General features: G+C 61.9%; 25 protein-coding genes and 1 pseudogene. 15 read left to right on the top strand and 11 right to left on the bottom strand.

Features of this window, described 5'->3' with window-relative positions; genetic code table 11:
* Window positions 1-126: 126 nt before the first annotated feature.
* Window positions 127-522, top strand: coding sequence for a cupin domain-containing protein (locus ACUCV3_RS15060; protein ID WP_065846101.1), 396 nt, complete (start codon window positions 127-129; stop codon window positions 520-522).
* Between the two features lie 28 nt (window positions 523-550).
* Here the strand turns inward: ACUCV3_RS15060 and ACUCV3_RS15065 are convergent, their stop codons facing one another.
* The 3 genes from ACUCV3_RS15065 to ACUCV3_RS15075 are packed head-to-tail and all read right to left on the bottom strand — an operon-like array spanning window position 551 to window position 2,736.
* On the bottom strand, window positions 551-2,107 hold the full coding sequence (locus ACUCV3_RS15065; protein WP_482240733.1) for a bifunctional aminoglycoside phosphotransferase/ATP-binding protein: 1,557 nt from the start codon (window positions 2,105-2,107) through the stop codon (window positions 551-553).
* A gap of 7 nt (window positions 2,108-2,114) precedes the next feature.
* Entirely contained in the window at window positions 2,115-2,609 is a 495-nt protein-coding gene (locus ACUCV3_RS15070) for an Hsp20/alpha crystallin family protein (protein ID WP_067105105.1), read from the bottom strand.
* Window positions 2,602-2,736, bottom strand: coding sequence for a hypothetical protein (locus tag ACUCV3_RS15075; RefSeq protein WP_454890500.1), 135 nt, complete (start codon window positions 2,734-2,736; stop codon window positions 2,602-2,604). Before ACUCV3_RS15075 ends, ACUCV3_RS15070 begins: the two co-directional genes overlap by 8 nt.
* 309 nt (window positions 2,737-3,045) lie before the next feature.
* Between ACUCV3_RS15075 and ACUCV3_RS15080 the strand changes: the two genes are divergently transcribed.
* The gene (locus ACUCV3_RS15080; RefSeq protein ID WP_482240734.1) at window positions 3,046-3,798 is read left to right on the top strand and encodes an ATP-binding protein; all 753 of its coding nucleotides are present in this window, start codon (window positions 3,046-3,048) and stop codon (window positions 3,796-3,798) included.
* A 2-nt stretch (window positions 3,799-3,800) separates the two neighbouring features.
* Here ACUCV3_RS15080 and ACUCV3_RS15085 read toward each other — a convergent pair whose 3' ends face one another.
* Window positions 3,801-5,048, bottom strand: coding sequence for an MgtC/SapB family protein (locus tag ACUCV3_RS15085; protein ID WP_249902368.1), 1,248 nt, complete (start codon window positions 5,046-5,048; stop codon window positions 3,801-3,803).
* 463 nt (window positions 5,049-5,511) lie between these two features.
* On the opposite strand from ACUCV3_RS15085, the gene ACUCV3_RS15090 reads away from it, so the two are divergent.
* The 7 genes from ACUCV3_RS15090 to ACUCV3_RS15120 all read left to right on the top strand — a co-directional run bounded on the left by ACUCV3_RS15090 (window position 5,512) and on the right by ACUCV3_RS15120 (window position 10,886).
* The gene (locus ACUCV3_RS15090; RefSeq protein WP_482240735.1) at window positions 5,512-7,407 is read left to right on the top strand and encodes a PAS domain-containing sensor histidine kinase; all 1,896 of its coding nucleotides are present in this window, start codon (window positions 5,512-5,514) and stop codon (window positions 7,405-7,407) included.
* Window positions 7,373-7,987 (top strand): response regulator transcription factor, encoded by a 615-nt coding sequence (locus tag ACUCV3_RS15095; protein ID WP_482240736.1) that lies wholly within the window; start codon window positions 7,373-7,375, stop codon window positions 7,985-7,987. The genes ACUCV3_RS15090 and ACUCV3_RS15095 overlap by 35 nt, the downstream gene beginning before the upstream one ends.
* An 86-nt stretch (window positions 7,988-8,073) precedes the next feature.
* A complete protein-coding gene (locus ACUCV3_RS15100; protein ID WP_482240737.1) occupies window positions 8,074-8,490 on the top strand; it encodes a response regulator in 417 nt (138 codons plus the stop codon).
* A 109-nt stretch (window positions 8,491-8,599) separates the two neighbouring features.
* Window positions 8,600-9,019: a response regulator gene (locus tag ACUCV3_RS15105; protein WP_482240738.1), complete on the top strand. Its 420-nt coding sequence runs from the start codon at window positions 8,600-8,602 to the stop codon at window positions 9,017-9,019.
* A 132-nt stretch (window positions 9,020-9,151) separates the two neighbouring features.
* Window positions 9,152-9,559: a group II truncated hemoglobin gene (locus tag ACUCV3_RS15110; protein ID WP_482240739.1), complete on the top strand. Its 408-nt coding sequence runs from the start codon at window positions 9,152-9,154 to the stop codon at window positions 9,557-9,559.
* A 67-nt stretch (window positions 9,560-9,626) separates the two neighbouring features.
* On the top strand, window positions 9,627-9,995 hold the full coding sequence (locus ACUCV3_RS15115) for a c-type cytochrome (protein WP_067105100.1): 369 nt from the start codon (window positions 9,627-9,629) through the stop codon (window positions 9,993-9,995).
* A gap of 126 nt (window positions 9,996-10,121) precedes the next feature.
* Window positions 10,122-10,886 (top strand): SpoIIAA family protein, encoded by a 765-nt coding sequence (locus ACUCV3_RS15120; RefSeq protein ID WP_482240740.1) that lies wholly within the window; start codon window positions 10,122-10,124, stop codon window positions 10,884-10,886.
* A 66-nt stretch (window positions 10,887-10,952) separates the two neighbouring features.
* On the opposite strand, the gene ACUCV3_RS15125 is transcribed toward ACUCV3_RS15120, so the two are convergent.
* The gene (locus ACUCV3_RS15125; protein ID WP_482240745.1) at window positions 10,953-11,921 is read right to left on the bottom strand and encodes an acetate/propionate family kinase; all 969 of its coding nucleotides are present in this window, start codon (window positions 11,919-11,921) and stop codon (window positions 10,953-10,955) included.
* On the opposite strand from ACUCV3_RS15125, the gene ACUCV3_RS15130 reads away from it, so the two are divergent.
* Both ACUCV3_RS15130 and ACUCV3_RS15135 read left to right on the top strand, forming a co-directional pair.
* Entirely contained in the window at window positions 11,853-12,014 is a 162-nt protein-coding gene (locus tag ACUCV3_RS15130; RefSeq protein ID WP_482240741.1) for a hypothetical protein, read from the top strand. The genes ACUCV3_RS15125 and ACUCV3_RS15130 overlap by 69 nt on opposite strands.
* Before the next feature lie 44 nt (window positions 12,015-12,058).
* Window positions 12,059-12,622 (top strand): hypothetical protein, encoded by a 564-nt coding sequence (locus ACUCV3_RS15135; RefSeq protein WP_482240742.1) that lies wholly within the window; start codon window positions 12,059-12,061, stop codon window positions 12,620-12,622.
* Between the two features lie 186 nt (window positions 12,623-12,808).
* Here the strand turns inward: ACUCV3_RS15135 and ACUCV3_RS15140 are convergent, their stop codons facing one another.
* Window positions 12,809-13,078 (bottom strand): hypothetical protein, encoded by a 270-nt coding sequence (locus ACUCV3_RS15140; RefSeq protein WP_017182168.1) that lies wholly within the window; start codon window positions 13,076-13,078, stop codon window positions 12,809-12,811.
* Window positions 13,079-13,200: 122 nt separating this feature from the next.
* Between ACUCV3_RS15140 and ACUCV3_RS15145 the strand changes: the two genes are divergently transcribed.
* The gene (locus ACUCV3_RS15145) at window positions 13,201-13,878 is read left to right on the top strand and encodes a hypothetical protein (protein WP_007684587.1); all 678 of its coding nucleotides are present in this window, start codon (window positions 13,201-13,203) and stop codon (window positions 13,876-13,878) included.
* Here the strand turns inward: ACUCV3_RS15145 and ACUCV3_RS15150 are convergent.
* Entirely contained in the window at window positions 13,858-14,490 is a 633-nt protein-coding gene (locus tag ACUCV3_RS15150; protein WP_284114404.1) for a DUF6088 family protein, read from the bottom strand. The two genes, ACUCV3_RS15145 and ACUCV3_RS15150, sit on opposite strands and share 21 nt — an antisense overlap.
* 138 nt (window positions 14,491-14,628) lie before the next feature.
* Window positions 14,629-15,195 (bottom strand): annotated as a pseudogene (locus tag ACUCV3_RS15155) (relaxase/mobilization nuclease domain-containing protein); the annotation flags it as partial.
* On the opposite strand from ACUCV3_RS15155, the gene ACUCV3_RS15160 reads away from it, so the two are divergent.
* Window positions 15,115-15,687: a hypothetical protein gene (locus tag ACUCV3_RS15160; RefSeq protein ID WP_482240747.1), complete on the top strand. Its 573-nt coding sequence runs from the start codon at window positions 15,115-15,117 to the stop codon at window positions 15,685-15,687. The pseudogene ACUCV3_RS15155 and the gene ACUCV3_RS15160 sit on opposite strands and share 81 nt — an antisense overlap.
* 79 nt (window positions 15,688-15,766) lie before the next feature.
* Here the strand turns inward: ACUCV3_RS15160 and ACUCV3_RS15165 are convergent, their stop codons facing one another.
* The 3 genes from ACUCV3_RS15165 to ACUCV3_RS15175 all read right to left on the bottom strand — a co-directional run bounded on the left by ACUCV3_RS15165 (window position 15,767) and on the right by ACUCV3_RS15175 (window position 19,671).
* A complete protein-coding gene (locus tag ACUCV3_RS15165) occupies window positions 15,767-18,349 on the bottom strand; it encodes a strawberry notch-like NTP hydrolase domain-containing protein (protein ID WP_482240743.1) in 2,583 nt (860 codons plus the stop codon).
* 66 nt (window positions 18,350-18,415) lie between these two features.
* Window positions 18,416-19,282, bottom strand: coding sequence for a DUF7146 domain-containing protein (locus tag ACUCV3_RS15170; RefSeq protein WP_015449216.1), 867 nt, complete (start codon window positions 19,280-19,282; stop codon window positions 18,416-18,418).
* A 62-nt stretch (window positions 19,283-19,344) separates the two neighbouring features.
* Window positions 19,345-19,671: a single-stranded DNA-binding protein gene (locus tag ACUCV3_RS15175; RefSeq protein ID WP_284114391.1), complete on the bottom strand. Its 327-nt coding sequence runs from the start codon at window positions 19,669-19,671 to the stop codon at window positions 19,345-19,347.
* Here ACUCV3_RS15175 and ACUCV3_RS15180 point away from each other — a divergent pair.
* On the top strand, window positions 19,655-19,951 hold the full coding sequence (locus ACUCV3_RS15180; protein ID WP_284114389.1) for a hypothetical protein: 297 nt from the start codon (window positions 19,655-19,657) through the stop codon (window positions 19,949-19,951). The two genes, ACUCV3_RS15175 and ACUCV3_RS15180, sit on opposite strands and share 17 nt — an antisense overlap.
* Before the next feature lie 386 nt (window positions 19,952-20,337).
* The gene (locus ACUCV3_RS15185; RefSeq protein ID WP_279729744.1) at window positions 20,338-21,426 is read left to right on the top strand and encodes a replication initiation protein; all 1,089 of its coding nucleotides are present in this window, start codon (window positions 20,338-20,340) and stop codon (window positions 21,424-21,426) included.
* The last annotated feature ends 194 nt before the right edge of the window (window positions 21,427-21,620 follow it).

Consider the following 21,620-nt stretch of genomic DNA (forward strand, 5'->3'; position numbering starts at 1 on the left):
CCTACGTATGATCCCGAACAGACAGTTATGTCGTTCCGGGGCAAGCATCACCACACTTTGTCATAATCCGTCAGCAGGATCACCCTCTGGGGCGAATCTGGCGGGCGGATCAGGAAGGACATCACAATGCAGGGATTCATCGGCGACATCGAAAATCTGACCGAGGACAATGAGGACTTTCGCCGGGTTCTCTACACGGGCCGAAATCTGCAACTCGTGCTCATGGCGCTAAAACCCGGCGAGGAAATCGGGCTCGAAACACACGACGATCGTGACCAGTTCTTTCGGGTCGAGAAGGGTAGCGGCGAGGTTCTCATCGATGGCGTTCGCACGGCCATCAAGGGCGATGATGGCATCATCGTTCCCGCTGGGGCTCAGCACAACATCGTCAACACCGGCGACAAGCTGCTGCAACTCTACACCATCTATGGACCGCCGGAGCACATCGACGGTACGATCCATCGCACGAAAGCCGATGCCGAGGCAGCGCAGGAGCATTTCGACGGCCGGACGACGGAATAAACGGACCCGTTGGGCCCGACTCAGACGATCAGCGATCTTCTCCGACCAGGATCGTACGTACTTTGCCAGCGACAACCTCGCGTGCGCCGTCCGCTCGCACCTTGTGCCAGTGAACGCCGCCAATGTCATAGTGCGCCTGCGCTTCGGCCACGGCGGCATCGGCGTCCGAGGCATCGTTCGCGCGCGCTGTGATCCGTTGCTTCAATAGATCAGGCGAAGCCTCGAGCCAGATACCCTCGAATGGAACGCCCTGGCGCCGTGCGACCTGACTGATCGCATCGCGTTCCTCGGGCCTTGCAAAGACCGCGTCCGCTATCGCGGCTTGCCCCGCTTGCAGGGTGTGGCTGGCCAATCGTTCCAACTCACCATAAACTGCCGCACTCGCTATCGAGGTGTATGAGGCTCTGGGAAGCGAGGTTTCCGGCGGCACGCCCGCCAACCGCTTGCGCAAGACGTCCGACCTTAGAATTCTGGCGCCGGGAGCCCGCCCCAGGCAAGGAGCCACCAGCTTGGCGATGGTCGACTTTCCGGTTCCGGAAAGCCCTCCGATCGCCACGAGGCGCGGCGACACGGGGGCGAGCAGATCATCGGCGAGCGCGAGATAATGCAGAGCCTTGGCCGCGAGGTCCAAATCCGGCGACGCTACGGCTTGTGCTGCCAATGCATGAGCCCGGATGGTCGCGCGGATGGAAAGAAACAAGGGCATGAGCGCTATGCCCGGCTCATCTTGCGGAGAAACGTCCAGGTAGCGGTTCAGCAGAAGATTCGCCTGAGCTTGAAACCCGCGCGCCCAAAGGTCCATCAGGAGAAAGGCGAGGTCATACAGCACATCGGTCGTCGCAAGCGTCGGATCGAACTCGAGGCAATCGAACAAGACGGGCTCATCGTCGATCACCGCGATGTTCGCGAGATGCAGGTCGCCATGTGCGTGCCTGACGCGTCCCTGTCGGGCACGGGCATCCAGCAGTTCGGCATGGCACTTGGCCTGTTCCCTTTGTCGCTCCACCAAACTGCTTGCGGTCGCAGCCGGCAATATCTCGCCAAAGCGCGCCATGCTCGCCCGATTTCCCGAGATTACTGCCGCGATATGATCGCGCCCTGACTGCGCGCGGTATTGCTCAGCATCGTTATGAAATGCTTTGATCTGATCGGCGAGCTTTGTGACCAGCCGATCATCCAACTCGCCGCGGGCGGCAACTTCCTCGAGCAGGGCCCCGTCAGCAAAGCGTACCATTTCGAGGAGCCAGTCGACGGTGTCTCCCTGCCCGTTCAGGTTCAGCTTGCCAGTGCCATCCCGGGAAATGGGGCGAACCGCAAGATAGAGCGATGGCGCCGTCCTGCGGTTGAGCGTCAGTTCTGTGTCCAGCGCGGCATGACGTTTGTCCGGACTCGAAAAGTCGAGATAGTCGTAATGGACGGCTCGCTTGAGCTTCCAGGCGCGATCGCCGGCCAGGAATATGTGCGCCGCATGCGTATCTATCCGGCGCGCGGTTTCGCCAGGCGCGAGGGCGCCCGGCGTCTCCAGGAAGGTGACGACATCGGCCTGCTGTTCGGTCTCGCCGATCGGTCCTGCCGACGCCGTCATCTGCGGTCTATGCCTTGCCGATCTCGATCTTGCGACTGCGTGCAGGCACGTTCTCGTCCTTGGCCAGGGTCACGGTCAGGACACCATCCTTGAACTGGGCGGTGATCCCGTTCTGATCGACATCACTCGGCAGTGAGACCTGCCGGTGGAATGAACCATAGCGGCGCTCGCTGTACAGGTAACCCTTGTCCTTGCGTTCGCTCTCCTCCTTCTTCTCGCCAGAGATATCGAGCACGCCGTCGGCGATGCTGACCGCGATATCCTGCTCGCTGAGGCCAGGCAGCTCGGCGGTTAAGCGATAGGCCTTGTCGTCATCCACCAGTTCGACGGCTGGAACGGGCGCTGCCGGCGATCGATTGCCGAAGCTGAAAATGCTCGATGCGGGTCGGCCGAAATCCTCGAACAGCCGGTCTATCTCGCCACGTAGCCAATCCATCGGACGGTCCCGAGGCTGGCTGACAGGAGTTCCTTTTGACCCGGAAATTGGAACCTGATTAGTCATTGCGCATCTCCTTCGAACGGGAACCCGAAGGCCAGCGATCGGCAGAAACAAGTTTGCCGTAGAACGACACGAACCGTTGCTCCATCAACCGGCTCTCGAGTGTAGCGAAAATAATATCCTTGGCCACGGCGCCTCTATTCGGAAATCTACGGAGGCCGCGCATGGTAACGCCACATGCCTGCTTGCTCATGCAACCCGCTACGTAACTTTCCCAATTCACGCGAGCCTGCCCTCAGTGACAAAGTCACAAGGATCGAAGGGCGCACGCTCAAGGGGCGCGCTCCGCGATCGCGGAGCGAGAGAATATCCATGACCTCAGCGATTATTCGGAATCGTCAGTTCGGCACGCCATGTGCTTGAGGACAGTGCTTCTCCCGAGAAGCATCGTATGCTCCTCGATACGACCTCGGGAACAGCGCGCCGCAGAGGTGCTTTGATGACCGCTCTGCCTGCCAGGGAAATCATTCCGATGGTTCGTCCGTTCGACCTCAACCAGCATCTCGAGGCGCTGCAATTGCTTCTCGACGCTCAAACCGGCGACGGAGCGCAGGTTGTAATAAGGGACTCAGCGGCGAAGCCTCTCGTCAGGTTTGATGCGTCGGCCCTTGATGCAGCGCTTGTCGAGCTTGTCGCCAATGCGCGCACCGCCCTCGCAACCGGGGGGCGCATCATTGTGCGAGCCAAGCGCGCCGGACGCCGGTTATGGGTTACCGTTGCCGACACGGGAAAAGGGATGAGCCAGCAGGAACGCGCATCCGTTCTGGATGGCACGCACGGTAATGGCCTCGACCGAGTTCGCCATTTCGCACAATCCTGTCACGCCAGGTTTCGGCTTCGTAGCGCAGCTGGCCGGGGTACGGTTGCCGTGCTCATGATACCGCTTGTCCTCAACATTGGCTTCACTCGTCAGGTGGGATTGCCAGCGCCCGCAGGAAGGCAAGTTCCGGTGCATGTGCGCCGTGGGCGGCGTGGAAATGCGCAGCGTGGTCAGCCAACAAGGAGCAACGCCCGCATGGATACGCAACGTGGTGAACCCAAGCCCGACATTATCGAGCCTTCGGCCCCGCCCGAGACCCCCGTGCCTCCACAGCCTCGGGAAACGCCCATGCCGAATGCCCCTGAAATCATCCCAAGCCAGCCTGATTTCGTGCCGGGTGTGCGGCCGGAGGAATATCCTGCCAGCGCCTAATTCTATCTGAGCGAGAGAAGCGCCGCGATGCCGACGCCTGAGGCGAGCACCGAGGCGAACAAGGGGGCGGACGCCTTCCAGCCCTGTTGGCGCGGTCCGGCGATCCCGAGCGCCAGAACGCCCTTCAATGCTGTGTTTGCGAGTACGGGGACCGCCAGCACCAGGCCTGCCGTTGTTCCGTCGAGAATATCCTTGGGCATCCCCGCGAGGGTGAGGACTGCCGCATCGACATCCCACATGCCGGTCAGACCCAACACGACGATGATGCCCTGGTCGCCGAACTGTTCGAGCGCCCAGCGGGCTGGGATGGCCATCACCGCCACCAGTCCCGCAAGCAGCAGCGCGGGTCCAAAATCGAGCGGGTTGCCGAGCTTCACCTCGCTGGCGCTTGCCTCGGCATTGCGCGCGCGAAGCGCAAGCAATGTCGTCAATCCGCCGACAATGAACGCGGGGACCATGGCCAGAGCCAGCGAACGGGCTGCGTAGGGGATGAGGGTGATCGACAGCAACTGGACACGGACAAACATCACCAGCGATGCAAGCGCGATACCTGCTATAAGTGGCGCTTCCGGTCCGTCCTTCTGGCGCAATCGCTGTGCATAAGTCACGGTCACGGCCGTTGAGGACACAAGAGATCCACACAACGCGGTTATCATGATCCCCTTTCCAGACCCCAGCCGACGGGTCGCGACATAACCAGCAAAGGAGAGGCCGAGGACCACGACCACCACCATCCAGATCTGGCGGGGGTTCCAGGCATCATAGGGACCGAGATTTCGGTCCGGGAGCAACGGCAGGATCACAAGCGCCACCAGTGCAAAGCGCGCGATCGAATCGACTTCCTGTGCCGTCATGCCTTTGAGCATGGCGTGGGCCTGTGCCCGCAGCGTGAGAAGCAGTGTCGTCACGGCTGCGACCGCCAGCGCCTCGCTGACCTGGCCCTTGGCGGCCATGTAACCCAGCGCGAAGGTGACGATGCCGACCAGGGTATTGGTCACCGAAAGGCTCCCCTCGCGTGCGAGGGCGCTGCGATAGCCGAGGACCAGGCTCGACAGCGCAGCGAGCGCAATGGCGGCGGCCAGAAGATCCGGGACGTGCCCGGCGAGCCCGCCAGTGAGGCCAAGCAGACCAAATGTCCTGAGTCCGCTCACTCGGCTTCCGTCGTTCGCATCCCGCTGCCGCCAGCCCCGCTCGATGCCGATCAGGATCCCGATTGCAAGAGAAGCCGCCAGGGTACGCAGCAATTCCATGTCAGGCATGTTCACAGACTTGCCGTGTCAGACACAGGTTGACCGAATGACGCATGGCGGGGCGCACGGATTGGCCTGCCTCCGCATCCAACCCTTCCCAAACTTGCCGAATGAACCAATGCGGCGCCACAGGGTATCCTTGTCTATTGATCGTTCGGATTCGTCGACGATCCACGCAAGGGGTCTAGCTACCAGCGGTGGCCAAGGGAATCCGCATTTGTTCCAATTGTCGGTGGAGGACCTGAATTCAGAACCTCAGCAGAGCTGACGACGACCCATCGCAACTCCCCCGACCCTGGGCCTCGTAACTTTCGATGGCTCAATTTGGGCTCGATTGATAGAAAAAGGGACGAAAAAAGGGGGGGAGATCAGCGCGGTGCGGTTCCTTTCACCAAGGCAAGGAGATGAAGCAATCCCGGACATCAGCCGGTCATCGGAGCGGAAGGGCGCCTTTTCGCGGGCATTGGCCGCTGCAACGCTGCTCGCCAACCGCCCTATCCGCACCCAGCTCATAACGGCGGCTCTCGCAGGTCTCGCGATCGTCATCATCGCTTTCGTGACCCGCGAGCAGCTCGCCGAGCACGTTGATGAGCGCGTCCACTATTTTGTGACTCTGGGCGTTGCGGGTATGGTGCTCGTGGCGCTCCGACCTCACCTGTTCGTGATCTCGAGCGTCACGCTGATAACCCTTGCGTCGCTCGTCGTCATCGACGGCTGGCCCACCACAGCCAGCCAGCAGATGGCTGTCGTGATTTTTCTCTTCGTGATGTTCCTCCTGTGGCGCAATCACCACCGTACCGTCACGGTCACGCGCGAACTCGCCGACAGCGCGGTTATCCTCGCCGAAGAGCTGAACCTCCTGATCGACGGCGCGCAGGACTACGCCATCTACATGCTCGATCCGGACGGGAACGTTACGATCTGGAACGAGGGTGCCCAGCGACTGAAGGGCTGGACCGCCGCGGAAATGATCGGCAGACCGGCGGACCTCTTCTATCCCGATGACGCCGTGGCCGCCGGCAAGCCGGCAGCGATCCGTGCAGAGGCGGTTACGCGCGGCAAGATAGAGATGGACGACTGGCGCGTCCGCAAGGACGGCAGCGAATTTCTCGCTCACATTGCGATTACGGCGTTGAAGAACCTGGACGGAACGGTCCGCGGCTTTGCCATCGTCGTCCGCGACATTACCGACCAGCGCGCTGCCGAAAGCGCCCTGCGCAACAGCGAGTCGCATCTTCGCTCCATCCTGTCGACTGTTCCCGATGCGATGATCGTCATCGACGAACGGGGAAAAATGTTGTCCTTCAGCGCTGCGGCCGAGCGTCTCTTCGGTTACACACAGACCGAAGTCCTGGGAGCCAATGTCAGCATGCTCATGCCCTCGCCTTATCGCGAGCGCCATGACGGCTATCTCGAGCGCTACCTCACGACGGGTGAACGCCGGATCATCGGCATCGGCCGGGTGGTCTTCGCGATGCGCAAGGACGGGACCACATTCCCGATGGAACTGTCGGTGGGCGAGGCAACCGGCGACGGCGAACGCGTCTTCACCGGCTTCATCCGCGACCTGACGGACCGTCACCGGACGCAGGAGCGGCTTGAGGAGCTTCAATCTGAGCTTATCCACGTCGCCCGGGTCAGCGCGATGGGAACCATGGCGTCGACCCTTGCTCACGAACTCAACCAGCCGATCACAGCGGTTGCGAACTATGTTGAAGCCGTGCGCGATTTGCTGGCCGAGCCGGATCCCGACGAACTGCCCGAAATCATCGAGGCGCTGGAGGATGCCGCCGCAGAAGCCATGCGGGCCGGCAACATTGTTCGTCGCCTGCGGGATTTCGTTTCTCGCGGCGAGGTCGAAAAGACTGTCGAGAGCTTGCCGGACCTGATCAACGAGTCCGCGGCTTTCGGGTTGATGGGCGCCGGCGAGAAGTCGATCGGAACCCGGATCGATATTGATGATGAGGCAGCCAGCGTGCTGGTCGACAAGATCCAGATCCAGCAAGTCCTGGTCAACCTCATCCGCAACGCGGTGGATGCGATGAGCACGGCGACCTGCCGTCTTCTCACGATCCGGACGGCGCCCGATCAGCCGGGATTTGTTCGCGTGACGGTGGCTGACACCGGGCCTGGCGTAGCGCCTGACGTCGCAGCCCAGCTCTTCAAGGCGTTCGTGAGCACGAAAGCGGAAGGCATGGGGCTTGGTCTTTCGATTTGTCGAACTATCGTCGAGGCCAATGGCGGCCGCATTTGGATGGAGCCAGCACAAGGGGGCGGTACACAGTTCCATTTTACTTTGATAAGGACGGAGGCGGAGAAGCTGGATGGATGCAAAGCGTGTTGTTCACATAGTCGATGACGAGGACTCGATCCGCCGCTCGACTGGTTTCATGCTGAAGAAATCGGGTTTTTCGGTGACGCCGTGGGTTTCCGGCGTGGAATTTCTCAAGAATTTCAAGCATACCGAGCAGGGTTGTATCCTGCTTGATGTCCGCATGCCCGAGATGGACGGCCTGGAAGTCCAGCAGGAACTGAACGCGCGTGGCATATCCATGCCTGTTGTCGTCCTGACGGGTCATGGCGATGTCACGATCGCCGTTCGCGCGATGAAGGCCGGGGCGGTCGATTTCATCGAGAAGCCGTTCGAAAAGGCGGCCTTGATCACGGCCGTCGAAACCGCCTTTGAGCGCCTTGCCGATGCCGAAGGCAGGGCGAGCAGGGCGGCCGATGCGACTATCCTCATCGCGGGACTCTCTGCGCGCGAGCAGGACGTCCTCAAGGGCCTGGCCCAGGGCTTGCCGAACAAATCCATCGCTTTTGATCTCGGCATTTCGCCGCGCACGGTAGAAGTCCATCGCGCCAATCTGATGATCAAGCTGGGTGTCCGCAGCCTGTCGGAAGCCCTTCGTATCGCATTTTCCGCGGGCGTGACCGGCTAAGGGTTCGGACACTTACGTAGCGACCCGTCGCCGATTTCCTGACATTCGCAATCAATCAGCATGGTCGCTGGATTTGATGGTGTGTCATGACAAGTGAAAGAATTACATCCCCGACGGGGGAACGTCCGCGGCTTCTCCTGTTGGAGGATGATGCCGGGGTTCGCCGATCGTTACAGCTTCTGTTTCGTGCCCGGGGTTTCGATGTTCGGGCCTACGCAGCCGGAGCCGCGCTCCTTGCCGATCCGACCGCCTGCGATGCCTGCTGCTTTATCGCGGATTACAGACTGGACGAAACCGATGGGATCGAGGTGTTCTGCCATTTGAGGGAAAGAGGCTGGTCCGGTCCAGCGGTGCTCATCACCGCATTTCCATCGGCTGATCTCACCGAGCGAGCCCTGGCGCATGGTTTCAGCCAGGTCCTCGAGAAGCCCTTTCGCGAACATGTGCTCGGCGCGACCGTTGCTCGATTGACAGGTGCGGGCGAGGCAACCGCCCATTCCTGATCGCGCTTGCCTTTGTGCCAACAGACGGCTGGAGATGATGGTCTGATGCTTCGAGATTTCCCTCATTTGCTGAGCCTCAGCCCGCGCGGACTTGGTCGCAGGGCGCCCAATGAATGATGGCTTTGCCCGCGCAGAAGGCGCCGTGGCTGACGCGTGTCCCACGCATCTCATAGGCATTGGTCCGGACGAGGAGTTTGCCATCGCCAAGCAGTTGACGAGCGGTCCGGTCACCTGGCTTGGCAGTGTTGAAAATTTCGAGACATTTCTGGGCCGACCACCGCTTACCTCTCCCTACGTCGTTCTTCTTGATGGTCTCCCATTGCCGCAATTAATCGCCACACTCGATCAGAATGCCGATTTTATTAGGAAAAAGCCGATCATTCTGCAGATCGCCGCACCACCCGTCCGCCTGGTGGTGGAGATCATGCAGCGCGGGGTCCGCGACGTGATTCAAAAGCCCTATACGCTGGCGCGGTTGCGATCAGCCCTGGAGGAGCTTTGCGGCGGGCGTGGTCGCTGGCCTCCGTGATCTGACAGAATCTGTGACATTTCTGCGTGCCTGGATAGCCACGCACGCAATCAAGGCACAATCACCGTCAGAACCGTGACACGCCTGAATACATTGATATCCGCATAGGCCCATCAGGCAAAGGAAGACCAGATGACCGTAGCCGAGCAATCGCAGACGTCTTTCGATCTTATCGGTGGAGCAAGGATCGTTCGCCAGATTACCGATCACTTCTACGACCTGATGGAAGCTGACCCCGCCTACGCACAATTGCGCGACCTTCACGCTGAGGACCTCGCATCCATGCGCGTGTCTCTTGCCGGCTTCCTCAACGCCTGGTTAGGCGGCCCGCGCGATTGGTTCGTCGAACATCCGGGCGTCTGCATGATGTCCGCGCATGCACGTCTGCCCATCACTCGGGAAACGGCAGACCAGTGGGTGGATGCCATGCGCCGCGCGATCACGGCATCGCCAGTAGAGCCCGTGATTGCCGGCAAGATGGCCGAAGCGCTCAGCGCCATGGCGCAGGGCATGGCTCGGAACCCGGGACAAGCGATGTGACCTGCTTCATCGATCATGAACGTGCGGTCGCGGACGCCGCCCATGACAGCCGCTACTGGAACTTGCGATGCGCTTGAAGATCCTGATTGCCGTCGTGGTTGTCAGCGGAGCAATCGCGACCGGACAGGCCAGGCCTGCAAAGGAAAGCAACCGAACCGAATTGGCGGTCCAGCGGCAGGGACTGGCGTTTGCCCAAAAGCATTGCTCGGCCTGTCATGCGATCGATACTGGTATCTCGCCCAAACCGGAGGCGCCATCGTTTGAGGCGATCATCAACACCCCCGGACTGACCGCCCGCACCTTGAACCCATGGCTCCGGAATTCGCATAATTTCCCCGAGATCATGAACTTCGAAATCGCGCCGGAGCAAATCGATGCGCTTGCAGCTTACATGCTGACTCTCAAGAACGCCGATTACCGGCCTCCGATCCAGTAATCTCCGGTGGATTTGTCATGGCAATAAGATGGTCGGTCGGTGTCCGCAGAGGGTTACGTCGATTGGCAGCGTAGCCAAATCATAGCGCTCAACTTGGCTTCGGCTCGAACACGGAAGGACATAACCATGCTCACGCAACTGATAGACGGGAAGGATATCATCGCCCTGTCGGTAGGCGGACGGATCGAAAAGGACGAAATGGAGCTCGCCTTCCGGCTGCTGGACGAAGCGTTCGCGCGCGACGGCAAGGTCCATATCTTCGTTGAAGTGCTGGGCCTCGAATCCATTGCTCCCGATGCGCTGCTTTTCGACCTTCGCCATGTTTTCCATTATCTGGTGCGGCTCAGGCAGTTCGGCCGGATTGCCATCGTCACGGATCAGTCCTGGGTCCGCATTGCGTCACGCATCGAAAGCGCGCTACTGCCTTACGTGTCTTACGAGGTCTATCCGGTCGCCCAGCGTGACCGCGCGCTCGCCTGGGTGAAGGGTGAGTTCGATACCCCGCACCCTCAGGCTGTCCGCCGCATTTCTGACGACGACGACATCCAGGCGTTCGAGGTAGACGGTCGGATTACGGCGGATGAACTCGATGGCCTGTACGCCCATCTTTTCGAGGTCGCCCAGTCGGATTCGCCGCTGAAAATACTGGTCCGGATGAAGCGCTATGACGGCTTCGAACCGGCAATCCTGGCTGATCCGAAAACTGTCGAACGCAAGTTCTCCCTGCTGCATCGTGTGTCACGCTATGCGATCGTCGGCGGACCGGATTGGCTGGCTACTCTGGTGAAACTTTTCGATCCTCTGCTCAAGATGGAGTTGCGCCATTTCCCATTGGATGGCGAGGATGCGGCGCGGGCCTGGCTGTCCGAGGACGGTGACGAGGACCGATAGACTTGGTCGCGAAGGTCAGGCCGGGAGGGTGACGATGCGGTGATGGGCGAACCGGTAACGCCCGGATCACGATTCCGACCGCAGAACGGCCAGTGTATGATCGGCAATCATCCGTTCCTCGTCGGTCGGAATGACAAGGACTTTCACGCGGCTCTCCCTGCCGGAGATGCAAAGGGCATTGGTGGCATTCGCAGCATCATTGATGGACAGTCCCAGCCAGCCGAGCCGTTCGCAAATACGCCTGCGGATCTCCGCGTGGTTCTCGCCGATCCCGGCGGTGAAGACGATACCATCAACGCCGCCGAGCGATGCGGCGAGCGCGCCGAATTCGCGGACAGCCCGCCAGACGAAAAGCTCGACAGCCTCCTGGGCCTGCCTGTTCGGGTCTGCCGTCAGGACACGCATGTCACTGGATATGCCTGAAACACCAAGCAGGCCGGATTTCCGGTAGAGCAGGTCGTCGACCTCGTCCGCGCCCATGCCCAGTTGCGTCTGAAGGTGAAGCACGACGCCCGGATCGAGCGTCCCGCAACGCGTTCCCATCATCAACCCATCGAGGGTCGAGAACCCCATGGTCGTGTCGATGCTCTTCCCGTCCCGCATCGCGCACAGGCTCGCGCCGTTTCCGAGATGCGCCGCGATCACCCGCCCATCGGCAAGCGCCCTGTCGATGGTTCGCAACTGCCCGGCGATATATTCGTAGGACAGTCCATGAAATCCATAGCGGCGGATTCCCTGCTCATGCAGCGTGCGGGGGAGCGCGAGCCGCGCGGCGACCTCGGGCTTGTCGTGGTGAAACGCGGTATCGAAACAGGCGATCTGGGGAAGGTCTGGCGCCATGACTGCAATTGCGTGGATCGCGGCCAGATTGTGCGGCTGATGGAGCGGTGCGAGCGGGCAAAGCGCGTCGAGTTCGTCGAGAAGGCCCGCATCGACGCGCCGCGGCGTAGCGAAACGCATCCCGCCATGAACGACGCGGTGCCCGATCGCGATCACTTCCCGGCCTTCGAGGTGATCGATGGCCCAGTCGAACAGATCCTTGAGGAGTTCCGCATGGGTCAGGTCCGCGCCCTGTGTCCAGGTGCGCTCGACCAGGGCACTCCCATCGACCCGGCGCGCGACCAGTGACGGTGCGATCCCGATCTTCTCGATCTTGGCCGGAGCCTTCGACAGTGAGCGAAACCATCTTCCGGGCCGACCGCCTCAAGACAATGCGGATGCGGCTTTCCGCCGCCTACAAGGGTGTCAACGTCCTGCTGATGAAGGAGGGGGCACAGGATTTCCGATCAGGCCAGAAATTCGACCATACGGTCTTCTTCGGTGAAAACGTCGATATTCACCACATCTTCCCGCAGGACTGGTGCAAAGCGCGGAACATCAAACCCGTTATATTCGACTCCATCATCAACAAGACGCCACTGTCATACAGAACCAACCGTATCATCGGCGGCGTCGCGCCTTCAGAATATTTAGCCAAGCTAGAGCAGGGGAACAGCTCCACGCCGCCGATCGCGTCTGATGCGCTCGATGGCTATCTGAGCAGCCACCTGATCGCTCCGGACCTGTTGCGAGGCGACAAGTTCGAAGCCTTCATGGAGGACCGTCAAAAACGCCTCCTTGGCCTCATTGAGCAAGCGATGGGGAAAACGGCTTATAGTGGCAATGTGCCGGAAGAAGGTGAAGATAACGATTTGATCGATGACGCGGAGGAATCTTTCCTCCAGTCCGTAGGGTAAAATCCTGCAAAGACCGTCGCCGCGCAACCTCGGGAAGTGCGGCGCGGTCGCCCCAGGGTGGGGATACGCCCAATCACTCGGCATTGGAAAGCACTGGTTCACAAGAACGTCATTAATTTAACATAAGATATATTATCAAACTTTTATCGTTTTATATCAATCATTTATCATCTGAAAGAGCAAGGGTCATTCCGGTGAATTGATATCCGCCCAATAGGTGATCTCCTCGAAAAGGTGCATGCCTTCCGGAGCTTCCCATCCCTTACGCCCGTCATCCCATCGGCCGATTACGGGGCGATCTCCTTCCCAGAGCAGCATGAGGCGACCGTCCTTTCGGTCGTCGGGCATCGCGCCAATCGGGTCCCACGGGATGTATTTCGCTGTGATCACGCAAAATCTCGTCGCATGCCGGCGGCGCGCGAGTTCATTCACGCTGCGCTGCTCCAGCAACGGCATTGAAGATCGAATCGACGATGTCTAGAAATAAAGTGCCCCGACGGTTTGCAAAGCAGGGACCGCCGGGGGATACCCAGTTCATATGGCGCAAGGGTGCCTAAAAATCAAGTGAAAAGGTTCCCGTGCCAACGTTCGTTCATGCCTTGTCCGCTGACCGCTTCGACACTTATCTGAAGTGGGCCGGAGCCGATCAGACGCTCGCAGAGCGCCTGTACACCTATAATGTGCAGCTTTCCGCAGCCCTCTATGGCCCTCTACACATGCTCGAGGTCGTGCTGCGTAACATGGCGGACGCGCGGCTTGCGGCCCAACATGGCGCCGCCTGGATCGACGATCCTGCGATCCTTGTGACGAACTATCAGACGGGCGCAATCGCAAAAGCACGGCAAACGCTACAGAAAGACGGGAAGGCAGCGACCCGTCCGCAGATCGTAGCGGAGTTGAACTTCGGCTTCTGGGCGTCACTCTTCGGCCCCAAGTCACACCACCTCTGGCAAAGCCTGCGACCCATCTTTCAGGCCAAAGGCGTACAGCGCGGTGTGATCGCGCGGGACTTGCGCGACCTGCGTATATTGCGCAACCGCGTCGCCCACTATGAACCCATCATCGCGCTTCCGCTCGCGCAGCGCTATGCGAGTATCACGACCTTGACGGGCTGGCTGTCTCCAAGCGCCGCGACATGGATCGCCAAGTATTCGACATGGCCGACACTTTATCCGGCCGTACCCATCCTTGTGCCCGACCCTGCATCTGGAGATTTGCTGGTGGCGCCAGCGGCGCTACCCTTTCTCCCTGCATGACCTATCTCTCCGCGACGCCTGAATCTTCAGGACAATGTCGCCCATCCAGCCCGGCATGGCCGGGCGGCCCGCGACGAGCGCACGCGTACCGGCATCGTCGAGCCGCGCGGCGAAGCGCCCGATCGCATCCGCGTCGATATTGCCCTTCCCCAGATGCGCGAGCGCCTGAACGATCGCATTCACAGACTCCGGCGCGTCGAGCACCGGCGCGCGGCTGTGCTTCAAGGTAACGCTGCGGCCGCCAGCCTTGGCGGTGCGGGTGCGACCGCTGGTGGCGTAGCTCGCCCGGGCGGGCACCTGTGTCGAGAGACCAAGGCTATTGGCCGCCGCCGCTCCCGACGGCGCGAGCGCATCGCCGCTCTGCGCGGAGAGCGCCTGGGCCACCTGCCCGGGATCCGGGCTCAGGGCACCAAGCTTGTCATGCTGGCGGGGATAGTCGTAGAGACCACAGCCGATCCGACGGATGTCACCGGCATGCGCGAGACGCGACAGCGCCATGTCGACCGAGCCGCGCGTGCCGAAGTCGACGAACTGCTTGGGCGTAAACACCCAGCCACGGCCCTTGCCGCGCACACGCTTCATAATCCGATCAGCCACCGCAGACATGTCCATGCTCCTGTGTGTTAGATAATAGCATGGTTTTTTCTAACAAGCCGTGACCACAGAAAGCGCCAGTTCCCTCGACTTTCCAAGACATTTCAGCACATGGTAGGGGGAGCATCCCTTCGCAAGATCAACCGCCCATGCGAATCAACGCTCCCGCCCACGCTCCGGCACTGGCCGCTCGGGACCAGCTCCACCCTCCAGCTCGCGCGCCGGCTGTGTCGCTTGCCGCCCCTGCATCATCTCGCGGGCCAGGGCCAGACGTCGGGAGACCGCCGGCGGCATAGCCGCCAGGAAACCCGCAATTTCGTCGGAAAGTGCCTGGTCGTCGGCCTCGCCGGTACGTGCAAGCGCCACCGCCGCCTCCGCATAAGCACCGCGTATCTGCTTCTGGCGAACCAGCGCCATCACGTCTTGCGGCCGCCGTTCCTCATCGCGCGCGTGCGCAAAGGCCCGGGCGCGCAGCACGTTGAGTTCATCCATATTGAGCCGGCGCCCCTCCTGACCGATCCGAGCATCGAGATGCAGCGCTGCAGAGCGCACACGCTTTTGAACGTGACCGCGTGCGCGTCTGGGCGTCGCCTCAGCCGCGATGCCGCGCGCCCGTAGCTCATGCGCGAATGTCTCTCGCATATGATGGAGGTCGGCCTTGCGCGGGTTGAACCGCCTACCGTCCGCACCTTCGGTGGCCACCGTCAGATGGATGTGCGGATGCACAGCCGCATGTTCAGCGAGCGCGCCATTCGTCAGGCGGGAGAGGACGGCGAACCCGAGGCGCCGTCCGGCAAGGTCGCGACCTCCCGGCTCAGCGCGACGCTGGTCGACGAACTCGCGACGCAGCGGCGGCAGATCCTGGCGTCCCATGTCGCCTCGGACGCGGGGTTCGCGCTCGACCTCGCGATATTCCTGATCGCGCACCGGACCGTGTTCGCCAGCGGCTATGTCCGGGACCACTCGACGCTGCAAGCGGCCGCCGCGAGCTTCTCTATCGTCGGCTTCCGCGACGAAGGCAGCGCGGCCAGCAACGTCCTGGCCGAACAGCGCCAGGGGCTCGATGTGAGCTGGGCAGCCCGCAGGCCGAGCCTGGCGAGCAGGAGAATGATGGCCTTGTCCCGGACTTCCACCGGACGATCTGTCGGACAGGCCGCAATGATCCTCTCGATCGTTGCCGGGTCGACGTGGCGCGGCAGCGTCGAAAGGCGGTAGCGCTGTACTGATGGAACTGCATGCAACAATGCCGGCCGGCACTCGCCACGCACGACCAGAAACCGGATGTAGCTCCTCATTATCGTGACGAGCAGCGATGCCGACCCCGGCGTCTCCTTGCTTCGTCGTTGGAATGCGCTCCTGAGTCCGGCGGCATCCCATTGCGAAGGCTCGCCCAGCATTGGCATGAGCCGTCTGATATCGGTCCGGTAGCGCCGGATCGTCTCGTCCGTGGCGCCGCGGTGTGCCAAGCGCGCTCCTCAGGGGACAGGTCGGCAAGGGCACGATCGAGCATCGCTTCTGACGTCGACACGAGCTGGACCACGGCGCAGTCGCCGCGCGCGAGATCGGCGGCGATCGCCGGGATCAGCGACGGCAGCTTCATCGACAGCAGGATCTGGCCGAAGAAGCGTTGCTTGGTCGATTCGAAGATCGACAATGCCGCGGCCTTCGCGCCGCTATTGTAGGTGGCACCGCTGAAACCGTCGGTGACGCGCGTGGCGGCGAGCGCGGCCTGCAGATTGTTGTGAATGATCGCCCAGGCATCGGCATAGGCATTGTAGACGGCGATCTGTTCTTCGCTGAGCCGATGCTCGAGGATGTCATATTCAACGCCAGCGAAGCTGAGCGCCCGCGCGACGTAGAGGCCCTGCGCCTTGAGGTCGCGGGCGATCAGCTCCATGGCCGCGATGCCGCCGCGGCGCAGCGATTCCACGAAGGCTCGCCGATCGGCGAAGGCCGTGTGCGGTCCCCACAATCCGAGGCGTGTCGCATAAGCGAGGTTGTTGACGTCCGAGGCGCCCGTCGCCGAGGCGTAGAGAATCCGGGCGCGCGGAGCGAGATTTTGCAGGCGGACGCCGGCGATGCCCTGTTCCGACCCTTTCGTGGCGCCGAACCGGCCCTCGCCACCGGCCACCCCGGCCATCTCATGCGCCTCGTCGAAGACGATGACGCCGCTGAAATCCTCACCCATCCATTCGATCAGCTGGCGCAGCCGCGTGCCCCTGTCACCGCGGTTGGAGCGCAGGGTGGCATAGGTCAGGAAGAGGATCCCATCGCCCAGCGCGATCGGGGTGCCGAGCTTCCACTGGTTGAGATGCTGGATGTCGAGCGGCAAGCCGCCAAGCGCCGACCAGTCGCGCCGCGCGTCTTCGATCAGCGTCTCGCTCTTGGATATCCAGAGGTGGCGGCGGTTGCCGCGCAACCACTGGTCGAGGATGACGCCCGCCACCTGCCGCCCCTTGCCGGCGCCCGTGCCATCGCCAAGGAAAAAGCCCGTCCGATAGGCATTGCCGGCCTCTGCCGGCGACAGCGAATGCCCCTCCTCGCTAGATACGAACCGGCCCGGAAGGTCACGCTCGAACGCCGCGCCAGCGTAGATCAGCGTTTCGAGCTGCGCGTCCGAGAGCAGGCCGTCGTCCAAGATCCTGGCCGGCAGCACGGGTTCATAAGCGACCGGGGGTGCGGCAATCGATCCCATTGCCTGCGATTCGACCAGCGCGCTTGGGTGCTCACGGGCATCGGCAATCAGCAGACGGCTCGGCCGATAGGGCAGGTAAATCCCTTGCGGTTCGCCCGCGGGCGCCGGCGCGTCGAGACGGTGATAGGCGACCGCGCGGGTCGTGGGCAGGGTTACCGCCACACGCGAGCTTACGGGGCGGGTCCGCCGCGTGAGGCCCCGGAACAATCCGCTGGGGCGGGAGATCGGTTGCGGCGTGGGGGCGCACGGGGTCGTCATCGCATCGATGGCCGCGAGCGCAGCGCCGAACGTCGTACAGGTCTGGCGTGGGACGCAATCCCCTGCCCCGCCCTTTTCGAGGAGAACGAGCTGAACCGCTTGCCCGGTGCCGTGCTTGGCATAAGCATGGGGCGGCAGGCCGAGATGCAGCCGGAGATGTACGCCCGCGGTGGCGTGCAGCCAATCCGCGTCCCCTGTCTCGATGCGATCGGGAAGAATGACGGCGCAGCGCCCGCCTGGTGCGAGGCGCAAGAGCGCGGAGCGCAGGTGGCGAAGCGCAGCGTGGCGGTCGCGCCCCCGTCCCTGGCTCCGCGAGAAGGGCGGGTTGATGAGCACAACGCTCGGCACCAGTTGCGGATCGAGCATATCGTCGATCAGTTCGCCATCATGCGTGCTCAGCCTGCCTTCGGGAAAGGCGTGACGCAGCAAACGCGCGCGCCAGGCATCGATCTCATTGAGGAGAAGGCGAGCGCCGGCAAAATGACCGTGTACGGCCAAGAGCCCGGTCCCGGCCGAGGGCTCGAGCACGATATCGCGTGCCGTGATCGCGGCTGCCCTGGCGGCAAGGAAGCCGATCGGTGCCGGTGTCGAGAATTGCTGGAACGCGACCTGCGTTTCGCTACGCACGCTGTGCGTCGGAAGCGCCGCCGTCATGGCGATCAGCTGGGCGAGCCGCACATTCGCATCTGCCGGGAGTGTTGTGTTCTTCAGATGGAGTATCTGCGCGAGTTCGAGCACATCATAGGCGTCGCGCAATGACCATGAGCCATCCGCGCTCGAGCCACCGAAGGCGGAGGTCATCCCGGCAAGGAGGTCGTTACGTGCAACCGAACGGCCTTCGGACAGCCGGTCGGCTATGCCTTGAGCAGCGGTCCGGGCGGGATCATCGAGCGGCAGCGTGAGCGCGAGGGGTTGTGTGGCCATGGGGTATCTCCGGGTCTGACACCTGGCATCAGCGCCAGGTCATCAGCCTGAAGGCCCCCTCCCCTCTCAGGCCGCCTCGGCGGCCCGGCGGACACGCCAAGCATCATTCCAATCCGCGTGCCGTTCCGGGAGGCGGAGCACCAGTTCGCGTCCATGGGCTGTGAGATGCGGCCGAGCTTTTTTGAGCATGGCGGCAGCGGCGGCACCGCGATCACCATAGACGATGATGCGTTTGACCCGTTCGGGGATGGCGACGAGTCCAAGGCGTTCGACCCCGCCCAGCGCCCAAGTTGGCGTTCCGAACCAGGCCATTGCCGAAAGGGCGTCCTCGATGCCCTCAGCAAGGCCAAGCTCCTCTCCGGCCGGCGCCAGACGGATGGCCGCGTTGCCAAGCAGGCCAAGGGCAATCTTCGGCTTTGACAGGGGCTTGTGCAAGATGTCAGCGAGATCGAGGCAGGTCCGCTGGACGGCCACGACGCCCAGATCGTTCTCGACCGCAGCGATCATCGCCGGAAAGAACCGGCGCTGGTCACCTGCCCCGACAATGGTGCGGGGATTGTAGCGCAGACAACGCGGATAGGGAGGAGCAAGACCGCGTGCGGCAAGGTAATCGGCCGCTGGCGAGCCGGCTATGGGCTGGCTTGCCTTCCATAGCCGAAGCGCGAGAGCGCGATGGTCGGCCATCGCCTTCGGGCGCGGCATGGTGAGCGGCACCGCATCGTGAAGTTTGCGCCGGCGCAGGGCAGTCAGAACGTCGCGCGTATCGCAGCCAGCAAAGCAGTGGAACAAGATCGCCCGTTCGCCCAGGCGCACTGACAGGCTGGGGCCATGATCGTCATGAGCCGGGCAACGGCATTCGCCGCGCGTCCCGCGCCACGTTCCGCCGAGGGCTTCGACAATGGCTTTGGCGCGATGGGAAGCAGCTAGGGGCATCAACTAATCCTTGCAAAGTGGTGGAGCGCCGCTGCCGGTTGCGCCCTCCCCTCTCCGCCAATTCAGCCAGGCATGCCCTTGGCTGCGAGGATACCGAATTCCTCGACGATGCGATCGGTTGTGTAATGGGTCACGCCGTCGCGTTCATAGGAGCTGTCCTTGAGCCGCCCGGCAATCCGCACCAGATCCCCGACTTGGGCTCGGTCGGCGATATGCTTGCGCTGGACCTCGCTGAAGACACTCACGCGGTTCCAGTGACTGTCTTCCTGCCATTCGTCATCGTCACCCTTACGGCGGTAATTCGCGCAGACCGACAGCAGGGTGACTTTCGGTCGCGCATCGATTTCGCCGATCCGGCCGATGATCTCGAACTTGGCGAAGTTGATCATGCACCCTCCATTCGTGACGTCCTTTGGCGAGGAAGCCTATCGTGGACGGCCAACTTCGCGTATCCCTCCAGGCAGGGGGATTGAAGGTGTGCTTCAAGCGCAGCGCCAATCTCTTTCTCAAAATAAAAATATCAAAACGCCGCTGCTCGCAGCGGAAGCTTTTCCGATTCAAAAGGATTCAGATTCGGGAAGCCGAAAGCCCAGCGTTTCTGCGGGCTTGAGCAAGCCTATCCTGACCGGACGGGGGATTTTGCCTGCCCTTGTGGGGGCTCATTCCTGACCGATCGGGGGATGCAACCTGACCGGTTGGGGCTTTCCTGACCGCATGGGGGCCAGGCTCTGTTGGGCGCGATTCGCTCGTCATATCGCTCGTCAGGGACGTTCTTCGCCCTCCGCGCGGCCGTTTGCGAGGGTCAGATCGCTTTGAAACGCGACTCGGCGTACTTCCTTGTGTTTTGTCGTTTCGGGGTGAAGTTCCATCCTGACCTCTTGGGGGCCGAAACCGCCGTCTATCCTGCCCTGACTTGACGCAAGAGGACAGGTCAGGCAGATTTTCTTCCACGCCGGACGAATCGGTGCAGACTTCATGGCATGGATGACGAACAAGCCCTAGACCACGCTGTAACGCCCTCCCCCGCCGGTGATGATGCTTCTCCGGGGCGGGCGATGCGGGTGGCTGCCGCCCTGCAGGCCAAGGGCGGCGACGAGTTCGCCAAGCCCGGCAGCATCGTTGAGGTCAAGTTCGTCAAAGGCCAGTCGCTGAGCCTGACCGCTTCGCGTTTGCTTGCGCTGATGATTTTGACTGCGGGCGGTGATGCCTGGGAGGACCGCCCGCACAAGATGCGAAAGGCGGATATTCGCCGCGGCCACAAGGGCAATGAGCGCATCTCGGATATGCTCGAGGAACTGCATCGCACGCTTTTTGCGGTCGATGATAAGTCCTGGCGCGGCAAGAAGGCGACGCTGCGCTTTTCTCTGATCTCATCATCGCGCGAAGAAGTGGAGGACGAGGAGGGCGCTGAGGCAGGGTGGATCGAGTGGGAGTTCACGCCCGAGGCTCGGAAACTGATTCAGGAATCGGAGACCTATGCGGTCCTGAACCGGCAGGCGGTGCTCGGCTTTCGGTCGACCTATGCGCTAAAGCTGTACGAGATCGGGGCATTGCGGTTGCATCGACGCCAGTCGCTATGGAAGGGCGACATGACGGCACTGCGTGCGCTGCTCGGCATCGCGCCAGACGTTTACAAGGACTTTGCGCAGCTGCGCCGCAAGGTTCTCGAAAAGGCGAAGGCCGAAATCGACCAGCTCGCTCATTTCCGTGTGGAGTGGCGGGAAATCCGTCAGGGTCGAACCGTCGCCGAGATCGAATTTCGTTTTGAGCCAAAGGATGCGCCTGAGCAGATAGCAACCGTGGATGAAATTGCTCGGCACTCTGCGGGGAGGAAGGCGAGGCGCGAAGACGAGGTCGAGACTGTGGCCGTCGAGGCCGTCACGCAGGCGGCGGTGGCGGCCTTGGTATCAAAGGATAAGACTGGGGCAGGGGAGGTCACCTTCCCGAACGGCACGATCCGATTTGGGTCGGACACGCTCGCGGCCATTGGCCGTTCGGCCGGCGGTGGTTGGGACATCGATCTGATTGCCGACGCCTATCGCGCGCAGATGGGTGAGAGGCTAGCGAAGCTGAAGGGCGCCAAACTGATCGCGTCTTGGACCGGCTTTTGCGAGAGCTTCCTGGCGCGGCGCGGGCGCCCTTGAGCCGAAATTGCACCGGTGCAATTTCAGGGTGGCTAGCCCCCAAGAGGTCAGGTTGTAGGCGTGCACGAAAGGCTGGCGGCGCAATTCGAGGCAATTGGGCCGACCGGGCCTACTCACTTGCGAAAATAAGCCTTTCATTGACATAAAAGTGCAAATTGAGCTATGCCCCCTACAGTTTCGCAAGGGGGCCTCTC

Source organism: Sphingobium sp. VMM (assembly GCF_056790315.1).

Excerpts from the sequence above, each read along its gene's own strand:
- ACUCV3_RS15060 (WP_065846101.1), top strand. The coding sequence starts at position 127 with ATGCAGGGATTCATCGGCGACATCGAAAATCTGACCGAGGACAATGAG.
- ACUCV3_RS15065 (WP_482240733.1), bottom strand. The coding sequence starts at position 2,107 with ATGACGGCGTCGGCAGGACCGATCGGCGAGACCGAACAGCAGGCCGAT.
- ACUCV3_RS15070 (WP_067105105.1), bottom strand. The coding sequence starts at position 2,609 with ATGACTAATCAGGTTCCAATTTCCGGGTCAAAAGGAACTCCTGTCAGC.
- ACUCV3_RS15080 (WP_482240734.1), top strand. The coding sequence starts at position 3,046 with ATGACCGCTCTGCCTGCCAGGGAAATCATTCCGATGGTTCGTCCGTTC.
- ACUCV3_RS15085 (WP_249902368.1), bottom strand. The coding sequence starts at position 5,048 with ATGGAATTGCTGCGTACCCTGGCGGCTTCTCTTGCAATCGGGATCCTG.
- ACUCV3_RS15095 (WP_482240736.1), top strand. The coding sequence starts at position 7,373 with ATGGATGCAAAGCGTGTTGTTCACATAGTCGATGACGAGGACTCGATC.
- ACUCV3_RS15100 (WP_482240737.1), top strand. The coding sequence starts at position 8,074 with ATGACAAGTGAAAGAATTACATCCCCGACGGGGGAACGTCCGCGGCTT.
- ACUCV3_RS15105 (WP_482240738.1), top strand. The coding sequence starts at position 8,600 with ATGAATGATGGCTTTGCCCGCGCAGAAGGCGCCGTGGCTGACGCGTGT.
- ACUCV3_RS15110 (WP_482240739.1), top strand. The coding sequence starts at position 9,152 with ATGACCGTAGCCGAGCAATCGCAGACGTCTTTCGATCTTATCGGTGGA.
- ACUCV3_RS15115 (WP_067105100.1), top strand. The coding sequence starts at position 9,627 with ATGCGCTTGAAGATCCTGATTGCCGTCGTGGTTGTCAGCGGAGCAATC.
- ACUCV3_RS15120 (WP_482240740.1), top strand. The coding sequence starts at position 10,122 with ATGCTCACGCAACTGATAGACGGGAAGGATATCATCGCCCTGTCGGTA.
- ACUCV3_RS15130 (WP_482240741.1), top strand. The coding sequence starts at position 11,853 with ATGAACGACGCGGTGCCCGATCGCGATCACTTCCCGGCCTTCGAGGTG.
- ACUCV3_RS15140 (WP_017182168.1), bottom strand. The coding sequence starts at position 13,078 with ATGCCGTTGCTGGAGCAGCGCAGCGTGAATGAACTCGCGCGCCGCCGG.
- ACUCV3_RS15150 (WP_284114404.1), bottom strand. The coding sequence starts at position 14,490 with ATGGACATGTCTGCGGTGGCTGATCGGATTATGAAGCGTGTGCGCGGC.
- ACUCV3_RS15160 (WP_482240747.1), top strand. The coding sequence starts at position 15,115 with ATGATGGAGGTCGGCCTTGCGCGGGTTGAACCGCCTACCGTCCGCACC.
- ACUCV3_RS15165 (WP_482240743.1), bottom strand. The coding sequence starts at position 18,349 with ATGGCCACACAACCCCTCGCGCTCACGCTGCCGCTCGATGATCCCGCC.
- ACUCV3_RS15170 (WP_015449216.1), bottom strand. The coding sequence starts at position 19,282 with ATGCCCCTAGCTGCTTCCCATCGCGCCAAAGCCATTGTCGAAGCCCTC.
- ACUCV3_RS15175 (WP_284114391.1), bottom strand. The coding sequence starts at position 19,671 with ATGATCAACTTCGCCAAGTTCGAGATCATCGGCCGGATCGGCGAAATC.
- ACUCV3_RS15185 (WP_279729744.1), top strand. The coding sequence starts at position 20,338 with ATGCGGGTGGCTGCCGCCCTGCAGGCCAAGGGCGGCGACGAGTTCGCC.